Source organism: Pedobacter sp. Leaf170 (assembly GCF_920984665.1).
Lineage (GTDB): Bacteria > Bacteroidota > Bacteroidia > Sphingobacteriales > Sphingobacteriaceae > Pedobacter.
The window spans coordinates 770,323-787,178 of record NZ_CAKLBP010000002.1 but is presented as its reverse complement, the minus strand read 5'-3'; the positions used below and the strand labels follow the sequence as shown (position 1 = coordinate 787,178).

Below are 16,856 nucleotides of genomic sequence, written 5' to 3'. Positions count from 1 at the left end.
TTATTTGTATCTATAAGTGATGCGACCTTTTGTTAAATCATACGGCGACATCTCTAGTTTCACTTTATCACCAGGAAGAATTTTGATGTAGTGCATCCTCATCTTACCTGAAATGTGCGCAATAATCTCGTGACCGTTCTCGAGTTCTACCCTGAACATAGCATTTGATAATGCTTCTCTTATTACTCCGTCTTGTTCAATTGAGGCTTGTTTAGCCATATTTTATTGATTGTTACTTATTTAGCTGGTTATAAACCGGGTTGCAAAATTAAATAAAAAATTTTAATTATTTATTTTTTTTGTTGTAAAACTTCTTCTATTATAGAAAAGCTTGATAAAACATCTGCCTTGCCCTTTTTTATTGCTATTGAGTGTTCAAAATGAGCTGAAGGTTTACTGTCTTTACTCGTTATTGTCCATCCGTCACTATGAAAATTAACACCGGCAACGCCAGCATTTATCATAGGTTCAATTGCGATAACCATTCCTTCTTCAAGTTTTGGCCCGCTACCGCGTTTTCCGTAATTAGGAACATCTGGTTTTTCGTGAAGCTTCACCCCTACACCATGACCTACCAATTCTCTTACTACACTAAATCCATTAGCCTCGGCATACTGCTGCACTGCAAAAGAAATATCGCCAACACGCTTTCCAACCACAGCCTTTTCTATCCCTAATAATAAACACTGTTTGGTAACCTCAACTAATTTTTGCTTTAATGCATCAACTTCACCTATTGAGAAGGTATATGCCGAATCTCCGAAAAAACCATTTTTGATTACTCCACAGTCTACTGAAATTAAATCGCCTTCTTTTATTACATAATCACTTGGAAAACCATGAACTACTTGTTCATTTGGTGAAATACATAAAGAGTAAGGGAAACCATTGTAGTTTAAAAATGCCGGGATTGCTCCATTATCATTTATAAACTCGTAAGCTAACTTATCTAATTGATTTGTACGAATACCCGGACCAATTACCTTTGCTACTTCAGTCAAAGTTCTTGAAACAAGCATTGAACTCTCTCTTATTAACTCGATCTCTTCCAGAGATTTGTAATAGATTTTAGACATTATTTTCAGCTTTGAATGTCTGAATTTAAAATGAGTGAACCACCAAAAGGTAACTCACTCATTTCATTATTCAAAATTCAATATTTTATTAATTACAATGCTGCATTGCTACTTGCAGCAGGAACCCCTGTTCTGCCAGTAACTCTACCTGTTTTCATTAAACCATCGTAATGACGCATCAATAGATAACTTTCAATTTGTTGTAAAGTATCTAAAACAACACCTACCAAAATTAATAGTGATGTTCCACCAAAGAAATGAGCAAATTCTTGTTTAATACCAAATTTAACGGCAACTGAAGGTAATACGGCAATTATTGCTAAAAATACTGCACCTGGAAATGTGATTTTAGAGATTACATCATCGATAAAAGTTGATGTTGCAAAACCTGGTTTTACACCTGGTATAAAACCACCATTTTTCTTCATATCATCACTCATTTGAGTTGGATTAACCGTAATGGCTGTATAGAAAAATGTAAATGCAATAATTAAAAATGCAAATGTTAAGCTGTACGCTAATGAAGTTGTGTTGCTAAATTGAATTAACCAAGAACCTTGTAAAGAAGGCACAAATTGAATTAACGCACCAGGAATAAACATTAAAGCCTGCGCAAAAATGATTGGCATTACACCAGCAGCATTTACCTTTAAAGGAATGTATTGACGAACACCACCAAACTGACGGTTTCCAACAATTTTCTTTGCATACTGTACTGGTACTTTACGTACACCTTGTACAATTAAAATGGTAAACATTACAATAGCAAATAAGGCAACAACCTCTAATACTAATGCAACCGGACCACCACCTGTACTTGCTGCACCTACTTTATCAGAAAACTCCTGACTAATAGCTTGCGGTAAGCGAGCGATAATACCCACCATAATAATTAATGATGTACCATTACCAATACCTTTATCAGTAATTTTTTCACCTAACCACATTACAAATAAAGTACCTGCTGTTAATACAAACGTAGATACAATATAAAACATGGTTTGGCTCATTACAGGCAAGATTGCCGTTTCCGGAACTTGAGTTTTAACATAACCAACCGATTGAACAATCGTAATGGCTACTGTTAAATAACGTGTAATCTGGTTTAATTTTTTTCTACCACTTTCGCCCTCTTTCTGCATTTTTTGGAAAGTAGGAACAGCAATACCCAATAGTTGCACCACAATCGACGCAGAGATATAAGGCATTACCCCTAATGCTAAAATAGAAACACGAGAGAATGAACCTCCGGCGAACATATCTAGTAAGCCTAAAATGCCCGATTTTTCGTTTTCACCTAAAGCAGTTGGATCCACACCCGGTAAAACCACGTGAGATACGAAACGGTATACCAAAAGAATCATAACCGTAAATAAAATACGGTCTTTTAATTCTTGTATTTTCCAGATATTACTTAAAGTAGTAAATAGCTTCTTCATTTAATAATTACAATTTTACAATTGAACCACCTGCTGCTTCAATAGCTTTTTGTGCGGTTGCAGAGAACGCATGTGCTGTAACTTCGATTTTTGCTTTAACCTCACCACGGCCTAAAATTTTAACTAAGTCGTTTTTAGAAGCTAAACCATGTTGTTGTAAAGCTGCGAAATCAATTGTAGTTAAGTTAAATTTTTCAGCTAAGCCTTGTAAAACATCTAAGTTTACACCAACGTATTCTGTACGGTTAATTGGTTTGAAACCAACTTTAGGCACACGACGTTGTAAAGGCATTTGGCCACCTTCGAAACCGATTTTAGTAGAGTGACCAGAACGTGAACCAGCACCTTTGTGACCACGAGTTGAAGTACCACCACGGCCTGAACCTGTACCACGACCAATTCTCTTACTGTTTTTTGTAGAACCTTTTGCAGGTTTTAAATTACTTAAATTCATTTTTTTGAATTTGTGTTGCCCTTCGCTTTCACTAAACAGGCACAACGATTAATAATATAAAAGATGTATCCATTAAATAACGGATACATCTTTAGAAAAATTATATACTTTCGATTGCGATTAAATGATTCACTTTACGAATCATACCGATAATTTGAGGAGTAGCTTCTACCTCTACACTCTGGTTCATTTTAGATAAACCTAAAGCCTGAACGGTTCTTTTTTGACGCTCGCTTCTATCGATAACGCTTTTTATTTGTGTTATTTTGATCTTAGCCATGATATTATCCGTTAAAAACTTTGTTTAAATCGATACCACGAGTTTGAGCTACTGTATAAGCATCACGCATTTTTGTCAATGCATCAACAGTTGCTTTTACCACGTTGTGAGGATTTGATGAACCTTTAGATTTTGCTAATACGTTATGTACGCCAGCACTTTCTAATACAGCACGCATTGCACCACCAGCAATTACACCGGTACCTACTGCTGCTGGTTTGATTAAAACAAAACCACCAGAGAATTTACCAATTTGCTCGTGAGGAACAGTACCGTTTAAAATTGGAACTTTTACTAAGTTCTTTTTAGCATCATCCACTCCTTTTGCAATAGCTTCAGTTACCTCTTTCGCTTTACCTAAACCGTAACCTACAACACCGTTCTCATCTCCAACAACAACAATTGCTGAGAAGCTGAAAGTACGACCACCTTTGGTTACTTTGGCAACACGTTGTATACTAACCAAACGATCCTTTAATTCGATATCGGTGGTTTTAACTCTTTTTATATTGATAGTTGACATCTTACTTTTTCTTTCAGATTAAAATACTAGACCAGCCTCGCGAGCACCTTCAGCTAACGATTTTACACGACCGTGGTATAAATAGCCATTTCTATCGAAAACAACTTGTTTAACACCTGCAGCAATTGCTTTTTCGGCAACTAATTTACCTACTGCAACTGATTGGTCTGATTTACTTCCAGTACCAGCAAAATCTTTGGATAATGATGATGCCGAAGCGATTGTTGTACCGGTGATATCGTTAATTACCTGAGCATAAATACCTTTATTGCTTCTATATACAGATAACCTTGGACGTTCTTCCGAACCGGTAAGTCTTTTTCTGATCCCTTTTTTAATACGATCTCTTCTTGATAATTTTTTACCTGCCATGATTACTATTTTTTAGATGCTGATTTACCTGCTTTTCTTCTTAACACTTCACCTACAAACTTGATACCTTTACCTTTATATGGCTCTGGTGCACGTAACGAACGGATTTTCGCTGCTACTTGTCCAATCAATTGTTTGTCAATACTTTCTAAAATGATTTTAGGCGTTTGACCTTTTTCTGATGTCGTAGTTACTTTAATTTCTTGTGGCAACTGAAATACATAGTGGTGAGAATAACCTAAAACTAAATCTAAAGTATTACCTTGATTTGTTGCACGGTAACCAACACCTACTAATTCTTGCTCTAATTTATAACCTTCAGTTACACCAACAACCATGTTGTTAATTAATGAACGGTATAAACCATGTAAAGCTTTGTGTTTCTTTTGCTCTGATGGACGGCTAACTGTTAATGTACCATCCTCTTGTCCTACAGTGATGTCTGCATCAACTGCTTGTACTAATTCACCTTTAGGTCCTTTTACAGTTACAACGTTATCTTTTGATACGGTCACAGTAACACCTGCAGGGATTGTAATTGGGGCTTTTCCTATTCTTGACATTGTGTTGTTCTCCTAAATATTAATAAACGTGACACAATACCTCACCACCAATGTTTAATTTGGCTGCTTCTTTATCAGTCATTACACCTTTAGAAGTAGATAAGATTGCGATACCTAAACCGTTTAATACTCTTGGCATGTTTTCTACGCCAGCATAGTTTCTCAAACCTGGTTTACTTACTCGCACTAATGTACGAATAGCAGGAACTTTAGTAATTGGATTATATTTCAAAGCAATTTTAATTGTGCCTTGAACTGTAGTATCTTCAAACTTATAGTTCGCGATGTAACCTTTGTCGAAAAGAACTTTAGTAATTTCTTTTTTAAGGTTTGATGCAGGAATTTCTACAACACGGTGGTTGGCCTTAATGGCATTCCTTACTCTTGTTAAATAATCTGCTATTGGATCTGTATTCATTTTTATTGTTTTTGATAGTGGTTTCCTTCTGCTACCCAGCTGTGGGACCTGCTATCGGTTAAATTTTAATTTTGAGTTATATGTAATAAGTTATAAGTCGTAAGTTTTTACTTACAACCTATAACTTAAAACTTTAAACTATATTACCAAGATGCTTTTTTAACACCTGGTATTTTACCGTCTAGTGCCATTTGGCGGAACGTTACCCTTGAAATACCAAAGGTACGCATGTAACCACGTGGACGACCAGTTAATTTACAACGGTTGTGTAAACGTACCGGAGATGAGTTTTTAGGTAATTTATCTAAACCCTCTAAATCTCCTGCAGCTTTTAAAGCTGCACGTTTCTCAGCGTATCTAGCTACCAATTTTTGGCGCTTTACTTCGCGTGCTTTTACACCTTCTTTTGCCATTATTCTGCTGTTTTTTGATTTTTAAATGGTAAACCGAATTGTTTCAATAACTCTAAGGCTTCTACGTCAGATTTTGCCGAAGTTACGAAAGTTATATCCATACCTAAAATTTTATTGATTTTATCGATATTAATCTCAGGGAAAATGATTTGCTCAGTAACACCTAAAGTGTAGTTACCTTTTCCATCAAATCCTTTATCATTGATACCTTTGAAATCACGAATACGTGGCAAAGCTACAGAAATTAAACGATCTAAGAACTCGTACATGTTATTATCACGTAATGTTACACGCACACCTACTGGCATACCTTTACGTAATTTAAAGTTCGAGATATCTTTCTTAGAGTTAGCCGGAACCGCTTGCTGACCAGTAATTGTAGTCAACTCAACGATTGTGGTATCCATAATCTTTTTATCTGTAACCGAGAAACGACCAACACCCTGGTTAATACAGATTTTTTCCAATTTAGGAACCTGCATTACAGTTTTGTACTGGAATTTTTCTTTTAGTGCATTTACAACTTCTTCTTTGTATTTGCTTTTTAATCTAGGTGTAGCCATTATTTAATCTCCTCTCCTGAAATTTTAGCAACTCTAACCAATTTGCCTTCTGCATTAGCTTTACGGCCAACACGGGTAGCTTTACCTGATTTAGGATCAACTAACATTAAGTTAGAAATGTGAAGAGCAGCTTCTTTTTTAATAATACCACCGTTAGGGTTTGCAGCATTTGGTTTAGTATGTTTAGATACTAAGTTAATGCCTTCTACAATGGCTCTGTTTTTATCTATTTGTACTGAAAGTACTTTTCCTTGTTGACCTTTTGAATCGCCAGCAATTACTTTAACTAAATCTCCTGTGCGGATTTTAAGTTTTGATGGTGTATTTACTTTGTTTCCCATTTTATAATACCTCCGGTGCTAATGATACAATTTTCATGAATTGTTTTTCACGTAGTTCTCTCGCAACCGGGCCAAAGATACGTGTACCTCTTGGCTCATCCTGTGCGTTCAATAATACAGCAGCATTATCGTCAAAACGGATATAAGAACCATCTTTACGACGGATTTCTTTTTTAGTTCTAACAACTACTGCTTTAGAAACTGTACCTTTTTTAATGTTACCTGACGGTAAAGCGCTTTTTACAGTTACAACCACTTTATCACCAATTGAAGCATAACGTTTGCCGGTTCCACCTAGCACACGAATTACTAATACTTCTTTAGCGCCACTGTTATCAGCAACGTTTAATCTCGATTCCTGTTGTACCATCTTATTTAGCTCTTTCTAAAATTTGTACCAATCTCCAATTCTTGTTTTTACTCAACGGACGAGTTTCCATGATTAATACTGTATCACCGATACCGCATTCATTTTTCTCATCGTGAGCCATAAATTTGGTAGTTTTCTTTACGAACTTACCATAAATCGGGTGTTTTACTTTACGTTCCACGCTCACTACAACAGATTTATCCATCTTGTTGCTTACCACTAACCCGGTTCTTGTTTTTCTTAATTGTCTTTCCATTTCGACTCTCAAATTAATTAGTTTCAGTAGCTGACTCAGCGTTTTTTACTTTAGTCAGTTCAGTGTTTAAACGGGCTATGTCTTTTCTTACTTTAGCAATACGAGAAGGATTCTCGATAGCTGAAATAGTATGAGCGAACTTTAATTTTGACAAGTTCTCTTTTTCTTCCGCAATCTTAGCTACTAATTCTTCTTTTGAAAGCCCTGTGATTTCTGAATTTTTCATTTTTATTTTTCTTTTACGTTGAGTGTAGCGGTTATAAAAAACAAGTATTTACAACATTCATCTCAACACACTTTACTATGCTTCTACGTAATCTCTACGTACTACAAATTTTGTTTGGATTGGTAATTTCTGAGCTGCTAAACGTAATGCTTCTTTAGCTACTTCTAAAGGCACACCTTCAGCTTCGAAAATTACACGTCCTGGTCTTACTACTGCTACCCAGTATTCTGGAGCACCCTTACCTTTACCCATACGTACTTCGGCAGGTTTTTTAGTTACCGGTTTGTCAGGGAAAATTCTGATCCATACCTGGCCTTCACGTTTCATGAAACGTGTTACCGCGATACGAGCAGCCTCTATCTGGCGACTTGTAATCCAAGTTGCTTCTAAAGATTTGATACCGAAAGATCCGAATGCTAATTCAGCTCCACGAGAAGCTAAACCCTTCATTCTGCCTTTTTGCATCTTCCTGAACTTCGTTCTTTTTGGCTGTAACATTTTATTTTGTTCTAATCGTTAAACGATGTTAATAAATCAATTATTTACGAGGACCTCTGTTAGCGCCTGCGCCACCACCTCTGTTTGCACCACCTTGACCTGGACCACGACCACCACCTTGGTTTCCACCACGTCTGTCGTTACCACCGCCACGGTTATCTCTTCCACCACCTCTGTTATCTCTTCCACCGAATGCTGGTTTATCAGATTGGCCTTTAGGACCGTTATTTGTTGCACCAATGTTTGGAGACAAATCACGTTTACCATAAACCTCACCTTTACAGATCCATACTTTTACGCCGATTTTACCATAAGTGGTTAAAGCTTCAGCTAAAGCATAGTCGATATCAGCACGGAATGTATGCAAAGGTACTCTTCCTTCTTTGTACTGCTCAGTACGTGCCATCTCAGCACCACCTAAACGACCAGAAGTCATGATTTTAATACCTTCAGCACCCATACGCATTGTTGATGCGATAGAAGATTTCATTGCTCTACGGAATGAGATCCTTGCTTCTAATTGCTTTGCAACACCTTCTGCAACTAATTGTGCATCAAGTTCTGGGCGTTTAATTTCGAAGATGTTAATTTGAATTTCCTTTTTAGTTAATTGCTTTAACTCTTCTTTAATTTTATCAACCTCAGCACCTGCTTTACCGATTACAATACCCGGGCGAGCTGTGTGGATAGTTACAGTGATACGTTTTAATGTACGCTCGATAACTACTTTTGCAACACCACCTTTAGCGATACGAGCAGAAAGGTATTTTCTTATTTTCTCATCTTCAACTAATTTATCGGAGTAGTTATTGCCACCGAACCAATTAGAATCCCATCCTTTGATGATACCTAATCTGGCACCTATTGGATTTGCTTTTTGTCCCATTTCCTATAAATTAGTTTTGAGTTGTTTCTGTATTTTTACTATCTACAATCAGAGTGATGTGGTTTGAACGCTTGCGAATTCTATATCCACGACCTTGAGGTGCCGGACGTAAACGCTTAAGCTGACGACCACCATCTACCATAATTGTTTTAACAAATAGTTCGCTTCCATCAGAAGTTTTACCATTTTTAGCTTCCCAGTTATTAATTGCAGATAATAATAATTTCTCAACTCTTATTGCTGCTTCTTTATTGGTAAACTTTAAAACACTTAATGCTTTCTCTACACGTTCACCTCTGATAAGATCTACAACCAAACGCATCTTACGCGGTGAGGTTGGACAATTATTTAATTTTGCTATTGCTTCCATTGTCTAATTATTTTTTCTTTTCAGCGTGTCCTCTGAATGTTCTGGTTGGAGCAAATTCTCCCAATTTGTGACCAACCATGTTTTCTGTTACGTACACTGGAATAAATTTATTACCGTTGTGTACTGCAAATGTATGATTAACGAAATCTGGTGAAATCATTGATCTACGAGACCAAGTTTTGATTACAGACTTTTTGCCTGAATCATTCATAGAGTTTACTTTTTTCTCTACGTTATGGTCAATATAAGGTCCTTTTTTTATCGAACGAGCCATTATTTCTTCCTTCTCTCTATGATGTGACGATTAGAATATTTCTTAAGTTCTCTGGTTTTGTAGCCTTTAGCTAAAACACCATTTCTTGAACGAGGGTGACCACCTGATGATCTACCTTCACCACCACCCATTGGGTGATCGACTGGGTTCATCGCTACCGGTCTTGTTCTCGGACGACGACCTAACCAACGTTTACGACCAGCTTTACCTAATACTTCGTTTGCGTGATCTGAGTTAGATACAGCACCGATAGTAGCAAGACAAGTAGTCAAGATTAAACGGGTTTCGCCAGAAGGCATTTTTAAGGTTGCATATTTACCATCGCGGGCAGCTAATTGTGCGTAAGCACCTGCACTACGAGCTAATTGTGCTCCTTTTCCAGGGTGAATCTCTACGTTGTGAACGATAGAACCTAATGGAATGTTCGATAATTTTAAAGTGTTACCTACTTCCGGAGCTGCAGTATCGCCCGATAATAATACCGAACCAACTTGTAATCCTTCAGGAGCAATGATGTAACGCTTCTCGCCATCTGCATAGTTTAACAATGCGATGCGGGCAGTACGGTTTGGATCGTATTCAACAGTAGCTACTGTTGCAGGAATATCAAATTTATCGCGTTTGAAGTCGATTAAACGATATGATTTTTTATGACCACCACCCATGTAGCGCATAGTCATTTTACCTGTATTGTTACGTCCACCAGACTTTTTTGATGATACAACCAATGATTTTTCGGGCTTGGTTGCTGTAATCTCCGTAAAGCTGGCCCCAACTCTAAAGCGGGTACCCGGAGTAACTGGTTTAAATTTTCTTAAGCCCATAGTTATAATTAATAATTAAATTAAAGATTTGCGTAATAATCTATTGTTTCACCGTCTTTCAACGTTACAATTGCTTTTTTATATTTCGGGCTACGGCCAGAAACAAAACCTGCTTTAGTGTAACGAGATTTAGCTTTACCATCTACAACCATAGTATTGATTGCTACGATAGTTACACCATAAAGTTTTTCGATTGCAGATTTAATCTGTAATTTATTTGCTTTATGATTAACGCTAAACGTGAAAACGTTTAATTTTTCAGTTAAACCTGAAGCTTTTTCGGTTAATATTGGTTTTTTTAAAATTTCCATATTATTTGGCAAATGCCTCCTCCAAAGTTTTTACAGAATCTGCTGTTAAAACAAGTACACCTGCATTTAATACATCGTATGTATTTAAATCTGCTGCAGTAATTACTTTAGTTTTCTCTACGTTTCTGCTTGATAAATAGATATTATTATTTTGTGAAGGTAAAACCAACAAAGTTTTTTGAGTACCTACGTTTAATGCGGCTAATAAACTTGTGTAGTTTTTAGTTTTAATTGTATCGAAGTTAAAATCTTCTAAAACTACCACGTTGTTATCTTTTGCTTTATAAGCTAAAGCAGATTTACGTGCTAATGATTTTAATTTCTTGTTTAATTTAAAACTGTAATCACGTGGTTGAGGACCGAAAACACGACCACCACCGTTAAATAACGGAGATTTAATGCTACCTGCTCTTGCACCACCTGTACCTTTTTGTTTGTATAGTTTGCGAGTTGAACCAGCAATCTCATTACGTTGTTTAGATTTGTGAGTACCTTGACGTTGGTTAGCCAAATACTGTTTAACATCTAAATAAATCGCGTGGTCGTTAGGCTCGATACCGAATACCGATTCAGGAAGTTGCACCTTGGCACCTGTTTCTTTACCTGAAATGTTTAATACTTTAACTTCCATCTGATTACTTGTCTAAGATTACGTAAGAACCTTTAGCTCCTGGAATGGAACCACTAACTACTAATAAGTTTTGCTCAGCATAAACTTTCAAAACTTGTAAGTTTTGAACTTTTACTCTGTCTCCACCTGTTCTTCCTGCCATGCGCATTCCTTTGAATACACGTGATGGGAATGATGACGCTCCCAATGAACCTGGGGCACGTAAACGGTTATGCTGACCGTGAGTCTGCATACCAACACCGGCAAATCCGTGGCGTTTTACAACACCTTGAAAACCTTTACCTTTTGAGGTACCTACAACATCAACAAAATCGCCTTCTGCGAACGAATCAACGGTTACTACATCACCTAAGTTAAGTGAAGTTGTAAACGAATCGAATTCAACAAGTTTGCGTTTCGGAGTTGTGTTTGCTTTCGCGAAATGGCCTTTTAACGGTTGAGTTGTGTTTTTCTCTTTTTTCTCATCATATCCTAACTGAATAGATGAATACCCGTCTTTTTCTTCGGTCTTCACTTGTGTAACTACACAAGGCCCAGCCTCGATTACAGTACATGGAATGTTTTTTCCATCTGCATCGAAGATACTGGTCATTCCTACTTTTTTTCCAATAATTCCTGACATTTTATCTTTTAATTTAACACCCATCGAAGCAGTAGGGCTTCGTTCAAGGTGGTTGTGCATCCCCCGAAAGGGAGGGCAAAGATAGACAAGAATTATTAATTTTCAAATAGTTAGCTAAATATTTTTCAACTATTATTGATTTTTTTTCAAAGGCGCTGAAGCGATAATGGTTTTGTTAACAAAAATGCACCTTTTGAGTAAAAGTCATGAAGGTATTCAAATAATTTGCTGATAGATGGGGAGTTAGCAGAAATATAGAGCTAATGCGCTACACCACCACTTAAACTTATTGCGATAATGGCTAAAATGATAAAACCTATTAATACATAGAGATAATCTTTTTCGAGCAAAAAACTAAAAATGGCGAAAACTATACGGGCAATGGGAGTGAAAATTAGCATCAGAACACCAAACTGAACAATCGCATCACCTTTAAAAGTTAACAGGCCTTCAAATATTTCTGCAATTGATGAAAATTTAGATAACTCTGGCGTAAATACTTTATAGTCGGTAACTGCACCTTTGTTATGCACCAAGAAAATAAAGCCGCCGATTAACACAATGGTCATAGAGATGATTACACCGGCCCTTAATAGGGTACCCAAAATTACCTGAATATCTTTCTCTTCTAATTCTTTCATTACATCAAACCTGTTAAGCCTTTATAAATCATTTGAAGCGCCAAAAACGCTACTACAACTGCAAATACAATTTTTAACTTACCGGTATTGGTTTTAAGCAAAATTTTTGAGCCTATGGTTGCACCCGCTAAAACGCCAATACAAACCGGCATTGCAATACCAGGGTCTATTTGCCCTCTATGCAGATAAACAATAGCGCTGGCTGCAGCTGTAACACCCATCATAAAATTACTTGTGGTAGTTGATACTTTAAAAGGCAATCGCATGATATTATCCATTGCAATAACTTTTAAGGCGCCGCTTCCAATACCTAATAACCCAGAAAGTGTTCCTGCAAAAAGCATCATAAGGAAACCACCTGGTACATTTTTTACAGCATATTTATGCTCAATACCTTTATCAGGATAACTTCCATTAAGTTTAAAAAATTTAGCCCATTTATTTGAATAATCCAGAGTAGAGTGGTCTACCTTTTTTTTCAATGTCATGATGGCTGAGAAAATTAAAATACAACCAAATATGATGGCGATGTAATTTGCATTAAGATAAACGGCAACAACAGCACCACTTATTGCACCAACTGTCGTGGCGATTTCCAAAAACATACCAATCCGGATGTTGGTAATACCTTCTTTAACGTATGCCGCCGCAGAACCCGAAGAGGTTGCAATTACTGAAACAATTGATGCACCAATTGCATAATGAATATCGACACCTAAAGCTAAAGTTAGCAATGGAATGATGATAACGCCACCACCTAAACCAGTTAAGGAGCCTAGCAAACCTGCTAAAAAAGCGCCAACTAATACAATAATGGTAAATAGTAATACCGACATGCGGCAAATATAAGGCACACATTTTGGCTAAACGAACGATTTAGAGAATTAAATAAAGTCTATATGGTATATGGAATATGTAAAATGGTAGATGGAAAATGGTAGATGGAGATGGGGAATTTTAATTTTTCATCCCGGACGATTTCATCGGCTTGATATTTCCTAATAGTAATGCATACCTTAGTTTGCTCTCGCTGGAATAAAATTCAAGACATCATCCATCTAACAAAAAACATCCTACATCTCCGTTACTTCCCTAGCCTTTTAATCATTTCTGCACTTAAATCTCTCCCATCGTTTAATCTGTTAGCGAAAAAAGATTTTGCAGCTTCAAAATGTTCTTTGTAACCTTTCAAATCGCCGTAACCAATTATTGACGCCCATTCATGAACTGCGGTATGGAATTCTAAATCATCCCCTCGGATGGATTTATCGTACAAAGCAGTTTGAATAGATTCTTCTAACATCTCCTCATTTTTAAAAAGATATTCGGCTATGCCTAAACGAAGTTTAAATGGTGGCGTTTGGCAAATTAGGTTATCATAAGGATTTATACCCATTTTATACCAGGCATAAACCATACTCAACAAGCTTAGATGCGAATTGGGTTTCTGTTTATGCTCCGCATCTGATAGGCTAAACTCTTTCATGATATTATCATCTAGCAATAAAAGGTTTCTACTTTCATGAAACACAAAATCACGGGCAGCATAAATTTTTGCCCGGAATTCAATTTCATTTTCACAAATCATCAGCTTATATAATTCAGATTCTGCCTGAGCATAATATTTAACCTGTTTTTGAGCATATGGATTTAGAATGGCCAAACCGGCATAAATGTGCGATTTGTAGCTAAAAATCCTTAACGTAGTTAAAATCTTTACATTATCGATTCCACCGGAATAAGAAGGATTATCCCAAGGGAAAAAACCAGCATTTTTCCATGCTGACCCCATGCTTTCAAAACCCATATGTGTAACCGCCTGTGTATCGGCTACAATGCGGTCGTGCTCATGGAAATCGTCCATTTCTATAATATTCGACTTTAGGGAGCGATAAATTTCAAGCGCTTTGGCATAAACCTCATCCGTAGCCCGATGACGTACAACGACCAGAGTTTGTCCTTCAGGACTAAAAGCTGGTCCGTGCAAAGAATGGCAGGTTACAATTTGAGTTTCTTTAGGAAGATGCTTTTCGAAAGCTGCAATTTCAGGATGCTTTACAGAAGTTTGCCCCGCTACTATTGCCCCGTATTTGGTAGATAACGCAAAAGCTGCAACAACTTCATCTATTTTCTCTGCTTCTACACAGTAGATTATAAAGTCAGATTTTCTTGATACTTCATGTCCATCATTTAAAACTTCTACACCTTTTGGTTCGAGCTCTGATTTCAAATCATTATAACGCAAGGGCATATCAGCTCCACACACCTTATAACCAGCCTTTACAAACGAATGCGCATACAATTTACCCATATCGCCTAAACCAATAATTCCTATTTGCATGAAACAAATGTAATCTATCAGAAATTAATTTATAATAAATTATATAAAAATGTAGTTTTACATTTTAACATTTACATTTAAACTATGCAAAAAATTAAACACATCCTTTATTGTTTAGGAGCGCTACTATTTTTAAACGTTGCATTTGCCCATGCACAGCAAGACACTTCAAAAAATACTGACCCATCTTTAAACGGACAGTATCAGTTTATGTTAAAAAAATCGAAAACCTTGTATGGAGCAAAACTCATTAATCCATCCAGATTAACATCATTATGGAAAAGTGTAAACGATACATTGCGAAAAGAACGCAAACAATTAGCCGAAGCTAAACAACAGATTAAAGGCCAGGCGGAAAATATTGCAGGCTTAAAGGGTGAAGTATCTGGCAAGGAGAGTTCATTAGCGAGTGCAACAGCTTCTGTAAATGAAATTAATTTTTTAGGGATTTCTTTTAATAAAGGAACTTATAATACCATTGTTTGGGCAATAATTATAGTTTTGGGTGCCGGATTAGCGATTGTGATTTTACAGACGGGAAAATACAGAAAAGAGGCAAACTACAGAACACAATTATATCAGGAAGTTGCTGATGAATTTCAGGCACATAAAGTAAAGGCAAAGGATAAAGAAATGAAGCTTGCCAGAGAGTTGCAGGATGAACGAAATAAGTGGGATGATATGGGTAGAAGGTAAAATATTTAAAAATCGGTCAGTTGTTAACTGACCGATTTTATTTTATATCAAAACTTGCGAAAGCTGTAACGTAAACCAATTTCAAACTCTCCATTGCTATAATTTTGCAGGCCAGATGTGTTGGTAGTATACTGAAGCAAAAGCTGAAGCTTGCGTTGATAGTTTAGACCAGCGCCAAATGTGATGCTGTTTGTACTATGATAAATACCACTTACCGCAAATTTTTCTTGCAAGAAACTAAAGTTTGCACCAACATCTAATATACCCTTATAATTTTCTATTCCTCTAAATACAACCTTAGGTTCGATTAAATTAAGGGTTTCACTTTTCATGCTGATTTTGTATCCAGCGGCAAGAAAATATATTGATCTATCTACTACATTTCTAACCTGATCGCGTTTAAAAAACCGCTTTAAGTTTGGTAATGAGCCTTGTATAGTTAATTTTTCATTTCTATAGGCTATACCGAAATCACCATCAATGTATAATTGCCTGTCTCTGAAATTAGCCAGAATATCATCATTAACATCGCCCATGGCTTTACCTAAATCAAGCCATTCATTCATTACACCTGCTGCTAAGCCAAAATCAATATAGCTTGAATCTGCATTAAGTTTTAAGTGATAAGCATAGCTAAATGTTGCCCTTGTTCTGTTAATTAAACCTGCGCTTTCATTGTAAACTAATATCCCTAACCCAACCTTTTTGCTTTTCAATTGCAAATCGCCGGTTAAGTATTGAATTCTGGGAGAACCTTTAATACTAGTCCACTGCGCCTTAAAAGCACCGTTTAAGTTTATCATCGAATCAATACCAGCCAAAGCAGGGTTTGCCAAATATTGATTTTGGTAGTAAACGCTACCCATTGGATTTAATTGACTGTATGCAGGTTGAATTGCATAGATTAATAACAGCCCAATTATATATATTTTTATCCTTTTCAAAGCTGTTATTTTTTATAAATAATAGATATAAAACCTTTTACAGTACCTGCATTTTCTAAATCGATAAGATAATAGTAGGTATCTTCTGCAAGCGGTTGCCCATTGTAATATCCATCCCAATCGTTTTGATAATTGACGGCACTATAAATAACTCTTCCTGCTCTATCAACAATCTTAATTTTATTATTTAAATATTTCTCTAAGCCCTTCACCACAAAGAAATCATTTTTACCATCACCATTTGGGGTTAAAAAGTTGTTTGTGATGATTAAATCTGTTACCGTTTGAGAAATTATAATCGGTTGTAAAAACCCTTGTGTTAGCGCAATGTTACTTGATTGGAAAGTTTCAACCAATACCATCTCTCCTACTGAAAAATCAAAATATAAATTATTGATTTTACCATAATTGCTCGCAGCATTTATCACCTGCGGAAGATTGGCCGGAATACTGGTTTGCGCTTGGGCAACTAAACCAATTGCTATTAATAAAGCACAGCTGATGAATGAGTATAATCTTTTCAT

29 protein-coding genes are annotated in these 16,856 nt (G+C 36.4%); 1 reads left to right on the top strand and 28 read right to left on the bottom strand.

Going from position 1 to position 16,856, the window contains the following annotated elements; translation table 11 throughout:
- The 26 genes from infA to LUA90_RS08395 form a co-directional block, all read right to left on the bottom strand.
- A complete protein-coding gene (gene infA, locus LUA90_RS08520; RefSeq protein ID WP_010599888.1) occupies positions 1–219 on the bottom strand; it encodes a translation initiation factor IF-1 in 219 nt (72 codons plus the stop codon).
- A gap of 71 nt (positions 220–290) precedes the next feature.
- A complete protein-coding gene (map, locus tag LUA90_RS08515) occupies positions 291–1,076 on the bottom strand; it encodes a type I methionyl aminopeptidase (RefSeq protein WP_231459179.1) in 786 nt (261 codons plus the stop codon).
- Positions 1,077–1,168: 92 nt separating this feature from the next.
- On the bottom strand, positions 1,169–2,515 hold the full coding sequence (gene secY, locus LUA90_RS08510; protein WP_231459178.1) for a preprotein translocase subunit SecY: 1,347 nt from the start codon (positions 2,513–2,515) through the stop codon (positions 1,169–1,171).
- A 7-nt stretch (positions 2,516–2,522) separates the two neighbouring features.
- On the bottom strand, positions 2,523–2,969 hold the full coding sequence (rplO, locus tag LUA90_RS08505) for a 50S ribosomal protein L15 (RefSeq protein WP_231459177.1): 447 nt from the start codon (positions 2,967–2,969) through the stop codon (positions 2,523–2,525).
- A 100-nt stretch (positions 2,970–3,069) separates the two neighbouring features.
- Complete coding sequence (rpmD, locus tag LUA90_RS08500; protein WP_231459176.1) at positions 3,070–3,249, bottom strand: 50S ribosomal protein L30; 180 nt, start codon at positions 3,247–3,249, stop codon at positions 3,070–3,072.
- 4 nt (positions 3,250–3,253) lie between these two features.
- Positions 3,254–3,772 (bottom strand): 30S ribosomal protein S5, encoded by a 519-nt coding sequence (gene rpsE, locus LUA90_RS08495; protein ID WP_255713364.1) that lies wholly within the window; start codon positions 3,770–3,772, stop codon positions 3,254–3,256.
- A gap of 18 nt (positions 3,773–3,790) precedes the next feature.
- Positions 3,791–4,144, bottom strand: coding sequence for a 50S ribosomal protein L18 (gene rplR / locus LUA90_RS08490; RefSeq protein WP_231459175.1), 354 nt, complete (start codon positions 4,142–4,144; stop codon positions 3,791–3,793).
- A gap of 5 nt (positions 4,145–4,149) precedes the next feature.
- Entirely contained in the window at positions 4,150–4,707 is a 558-nt protein-coding gene (rplF, locus tag LUA90_RS08485) for a 50S ribosomal protein L6 (protein WP_231459174.1), read from the bottom strand.
- A gap of 19 nt (positions 4,708–4,726) precedes the next feature.
- Positions 4,727–5,125 carry a 30S ribosomal protein S8 gene (gene rpsH / locus LUA90_RS08480; protein WP_010599896.1) on the bottom strand — a complete coding sequence of 133 codons (399 nt, stop codon included), beginning with the start codon at positions 5,123–5,125 and terminating at the stop codon, positions 4,727–4,729.
- A gap of 143 nt (positions 5,126–5,268) precedes the next feature.
- Positions 5,269–5,538: a 30S ribosomal protein S14 gene (rpsN, locus tag LUA90_RS08475; RefSeq protein WP_231459173.1), complete on the bottom strand. Its 270-nt coding sequence runs from the start codon at positions 5,536–5,538 to the stop codon at positions 5,269–5,271.
- Positions 5,538–6,104 (bottom strand): 50S ribosomal protein L5, encoded by a 567-nt coding sequence (rplE, locus tag LUA90_RS08470; protein ID WP_086547740.1) that lies wholly within the window; start codon positions 6,102–6,104, stop codon positions 5,538–5,540. The genes rpsN and rplE overlap by 1 nt, the downstream gene beginning before the upstream one ends.
- Entirely contained in the window at positions 6,101–6,442 is a 342-nt protein-coding gene (rplX, locus tag LUA90_RS08465; RefSeq protein ID WP_231459168.1) for a 50S ribosomal protein L24, read from the bottom strand. The genes rplE and rplX overlap by 4 nt, the downstream gene beginning before the upstream one ends.
- Before the next feature lies 1 nt (position 6,443).
- Complete coding sequence (rplN, locus tag LUA90_RS08460; protein ID WP_010599900.1) at positions 6,444–6,812, bottom strand: 50S ribosomal protein L14; 369 nt, start codon at positions 6,810–6,812, stop codon at positions 6,444–6,446.
- Between the two features lies 1 nt (position 6,813).
- Positions 6,814–7,068 (bottom strand): 30S ribosomal protein S17, encoded by a 255-nt coding sequence (rpsQ, locus tag LUA90_RS08455; RefSeq protein WP_010599901.1) that lies wholly within the window; start codon positions 7,066–7,068, stop codon positions 6,814–6,816.
- A 13-nt stretch (positions 7,069–7,081) separates the two neighbouring features.
- Positions 7,082–7,294, bottom strand: coding sequence for a 50S ribosomal protein L29 (rpmC, locus tag LUA90_RS08450; RefSeq protein ID WP_056097521.1), 213 nt, complete (start codon positions 7,292–7,294; stop codon positions 7,082–7,084).
- A 75-nt stretch (positions 7,295–7,369) separates the two neighbouring features.
- Positions 7,370–7,792, bottom strand: a complete 423-nt coding sequence (rplP, locus tag LUA90_RS08445; protein WP_010599903.1) for a 50S ribosomal protein L16 — start codon at positions 7,790–7,792, stop codon at positions 7,370–7,372.
- Positions 7,793–7,832: 40 nt separating this feature from the next.
- Positions 7,833–8,678 carry a 30S ribosomal protein S3 gene (gene rpsC, locus LUA90_RS08440; protein ID WP_231459166.1) on the bottom strand — a complete coding sequence of 282 codons (846 nt, stop codon included), beginning with the start codon at positions 8,676–8,678 and terminating at the stop codon, positions 7,833–7,835.
- 10 nt (positions 8,679–8,688) lie between these two features.
- Positions 8,689–9,048: a 50S ribosomal protein L22 gene (gene rplV / locus LUA90_RS08435; protein WP_231459164.1), complete on the bottom strand. Its 360-nt coding sequence runs from the start codon at positions 9,046–9,048 to the stop codon at positions 8,689–8,691.
- 7 nt (positions 9,049–9,055) lie between these two features.
- Entirely contained in the window at positions 9,056–9,322 is a 267-nt protein-coding gene (rpsS, locus tag LUA90_RS08430) for a 30S ribosomal protein S19 (protein WP_010599906.1), read from the bottom strand.
- Positions 9,322–10,146: a 50S ribosomal protein L2 gene (gene rplB, locus LUA90_RS08425; RefSeq protein ID WP_231459161.1), complete on the bottom strand. Its 825-nt coding sequence runs from the start codon at positions 10,144–10,146 to the stop codon at positions 9,322–9,324. The genes rpsS and rplB overlap by 1 nt, the downstream gene beginning before the upstream one ends.
- Positions 10,147–10,166: 20 nt before the next feature.
- Entirely contained in the window at positions 10,167–10,457 is a 291-nt protein-coding gene (gene rplW / locus LUA90_RS08420; protein WP_231459159.1) for a 50S ribosomal protein L23, read from the bottom strand.
- A gap of 1 nt (position 10,458) precedes the next feature.
- Positions 10,459–11,088, bottom strand: a complete 630-nt coding sequence (rplD, locus tag LUA90_RS08415; RefSeq protein WP_231459157.1) for a 50S ribosomal protein L4 — start codon at positions 11,086–11,088, stop codon at positions 10,459–10,461.
- A 4-nt stretch (positions 11,089–11,092) separates the two neighbouring features.
- Positions 11,093–11,710 (bottom strand): 50S ribosomal protein L3, encoded by a 618-nt coding sequence (gene rplC, locus LUA90_RS08410; protein WP_231459155.1) that lies wholly within the window; start codon positions 11,708–11,710, stop codon positions 11,093–11,095.
- A gap of 260 nt (positions 11,711–11,970) precedes the next feature.
- Positions 11,971–12,351: a DUF1634 domain-containing protein gene (locus tag LUA90_RS08405; protein WP_231459154.1), complete on the bottom strand. Its 381-nt coding sequence runs from the start codon at positions 12,349–12,351 to the stop codon at positions 11,971–11,973.
- On the bottom strand, positions 12,351–13,187 hold the full coding sequence (locus tag LUA90_RS08400) for a sulfite exporter TauE/SafE family protein (protein ID WP_231459152.1): 837 nt from the start codon (positions 13,185–13,187) through the stop codon (positions 12,351–12,353). The genes LUA90_RS08405 and LUA90_RS08400 overlap by 1 nt, the downstream gene beginning before the upstream one ends.
- A 248-nt stretch (positions 13,188–13,435) precedes the next feature.
- Positions 13,436–14,692, bottom strand: a complete 1,257-nt coding sequence (locus LUA90_RS08395; RefSeq protein WP_231459150.1) for a prephenate dehydrogenase — start codon at positions 14,690–14,692, stop codon at positions 13,436–13,438.
- An 84-nt stretch (positions 14,693–14,776) separates the two neighbouring features.
- On the opposite strand from LUA90_RS08395, the gene LUA90_RS08390 reads away from it, so the two are divergent.
- Complete coding sequence (locus LUA90_RS08390) at positions 14,777–15,388, top strand: hypothetical protein (RefSeq protein WP_231459149.1); 612 nt, start codon at positions 14,777–14,779, stop codon at positions 15,386–15,388.
- A 47-nt stretch (positions 15,389–15,435) separates the two neighbouring features.
- Here LUA90_RS08390 and LUA90_RS08385 read toward each other — a convergent pair whose 3' ends face one another.
- Positions 15,436–16,332 carry a PorP/SprF family type IX secretion system membrane protein gene (locus tag LUA90_RS08385; protein WP_231459147.1) on the bottom strand — a complete coding sequence of 299 codons (897 nt, stop codon included), beginning with the start codon at positions 16,330–16,332 and terminating at the stop codon, positions 15,436–15,438.
- Between the two features lie 5 nt (positions 16,333–16,337).
- On the bottom strand, positions 16,338–16,856 hold the full coding sequence (locus LUA90_RS08380) for a gliding motility-associated C-terminal domain-containing protein (RefSeq protein ID WP_231459145.1): 519 nt from the start codon (positions 16,854–16,856) through the stop codon (positions 16,338–16,340).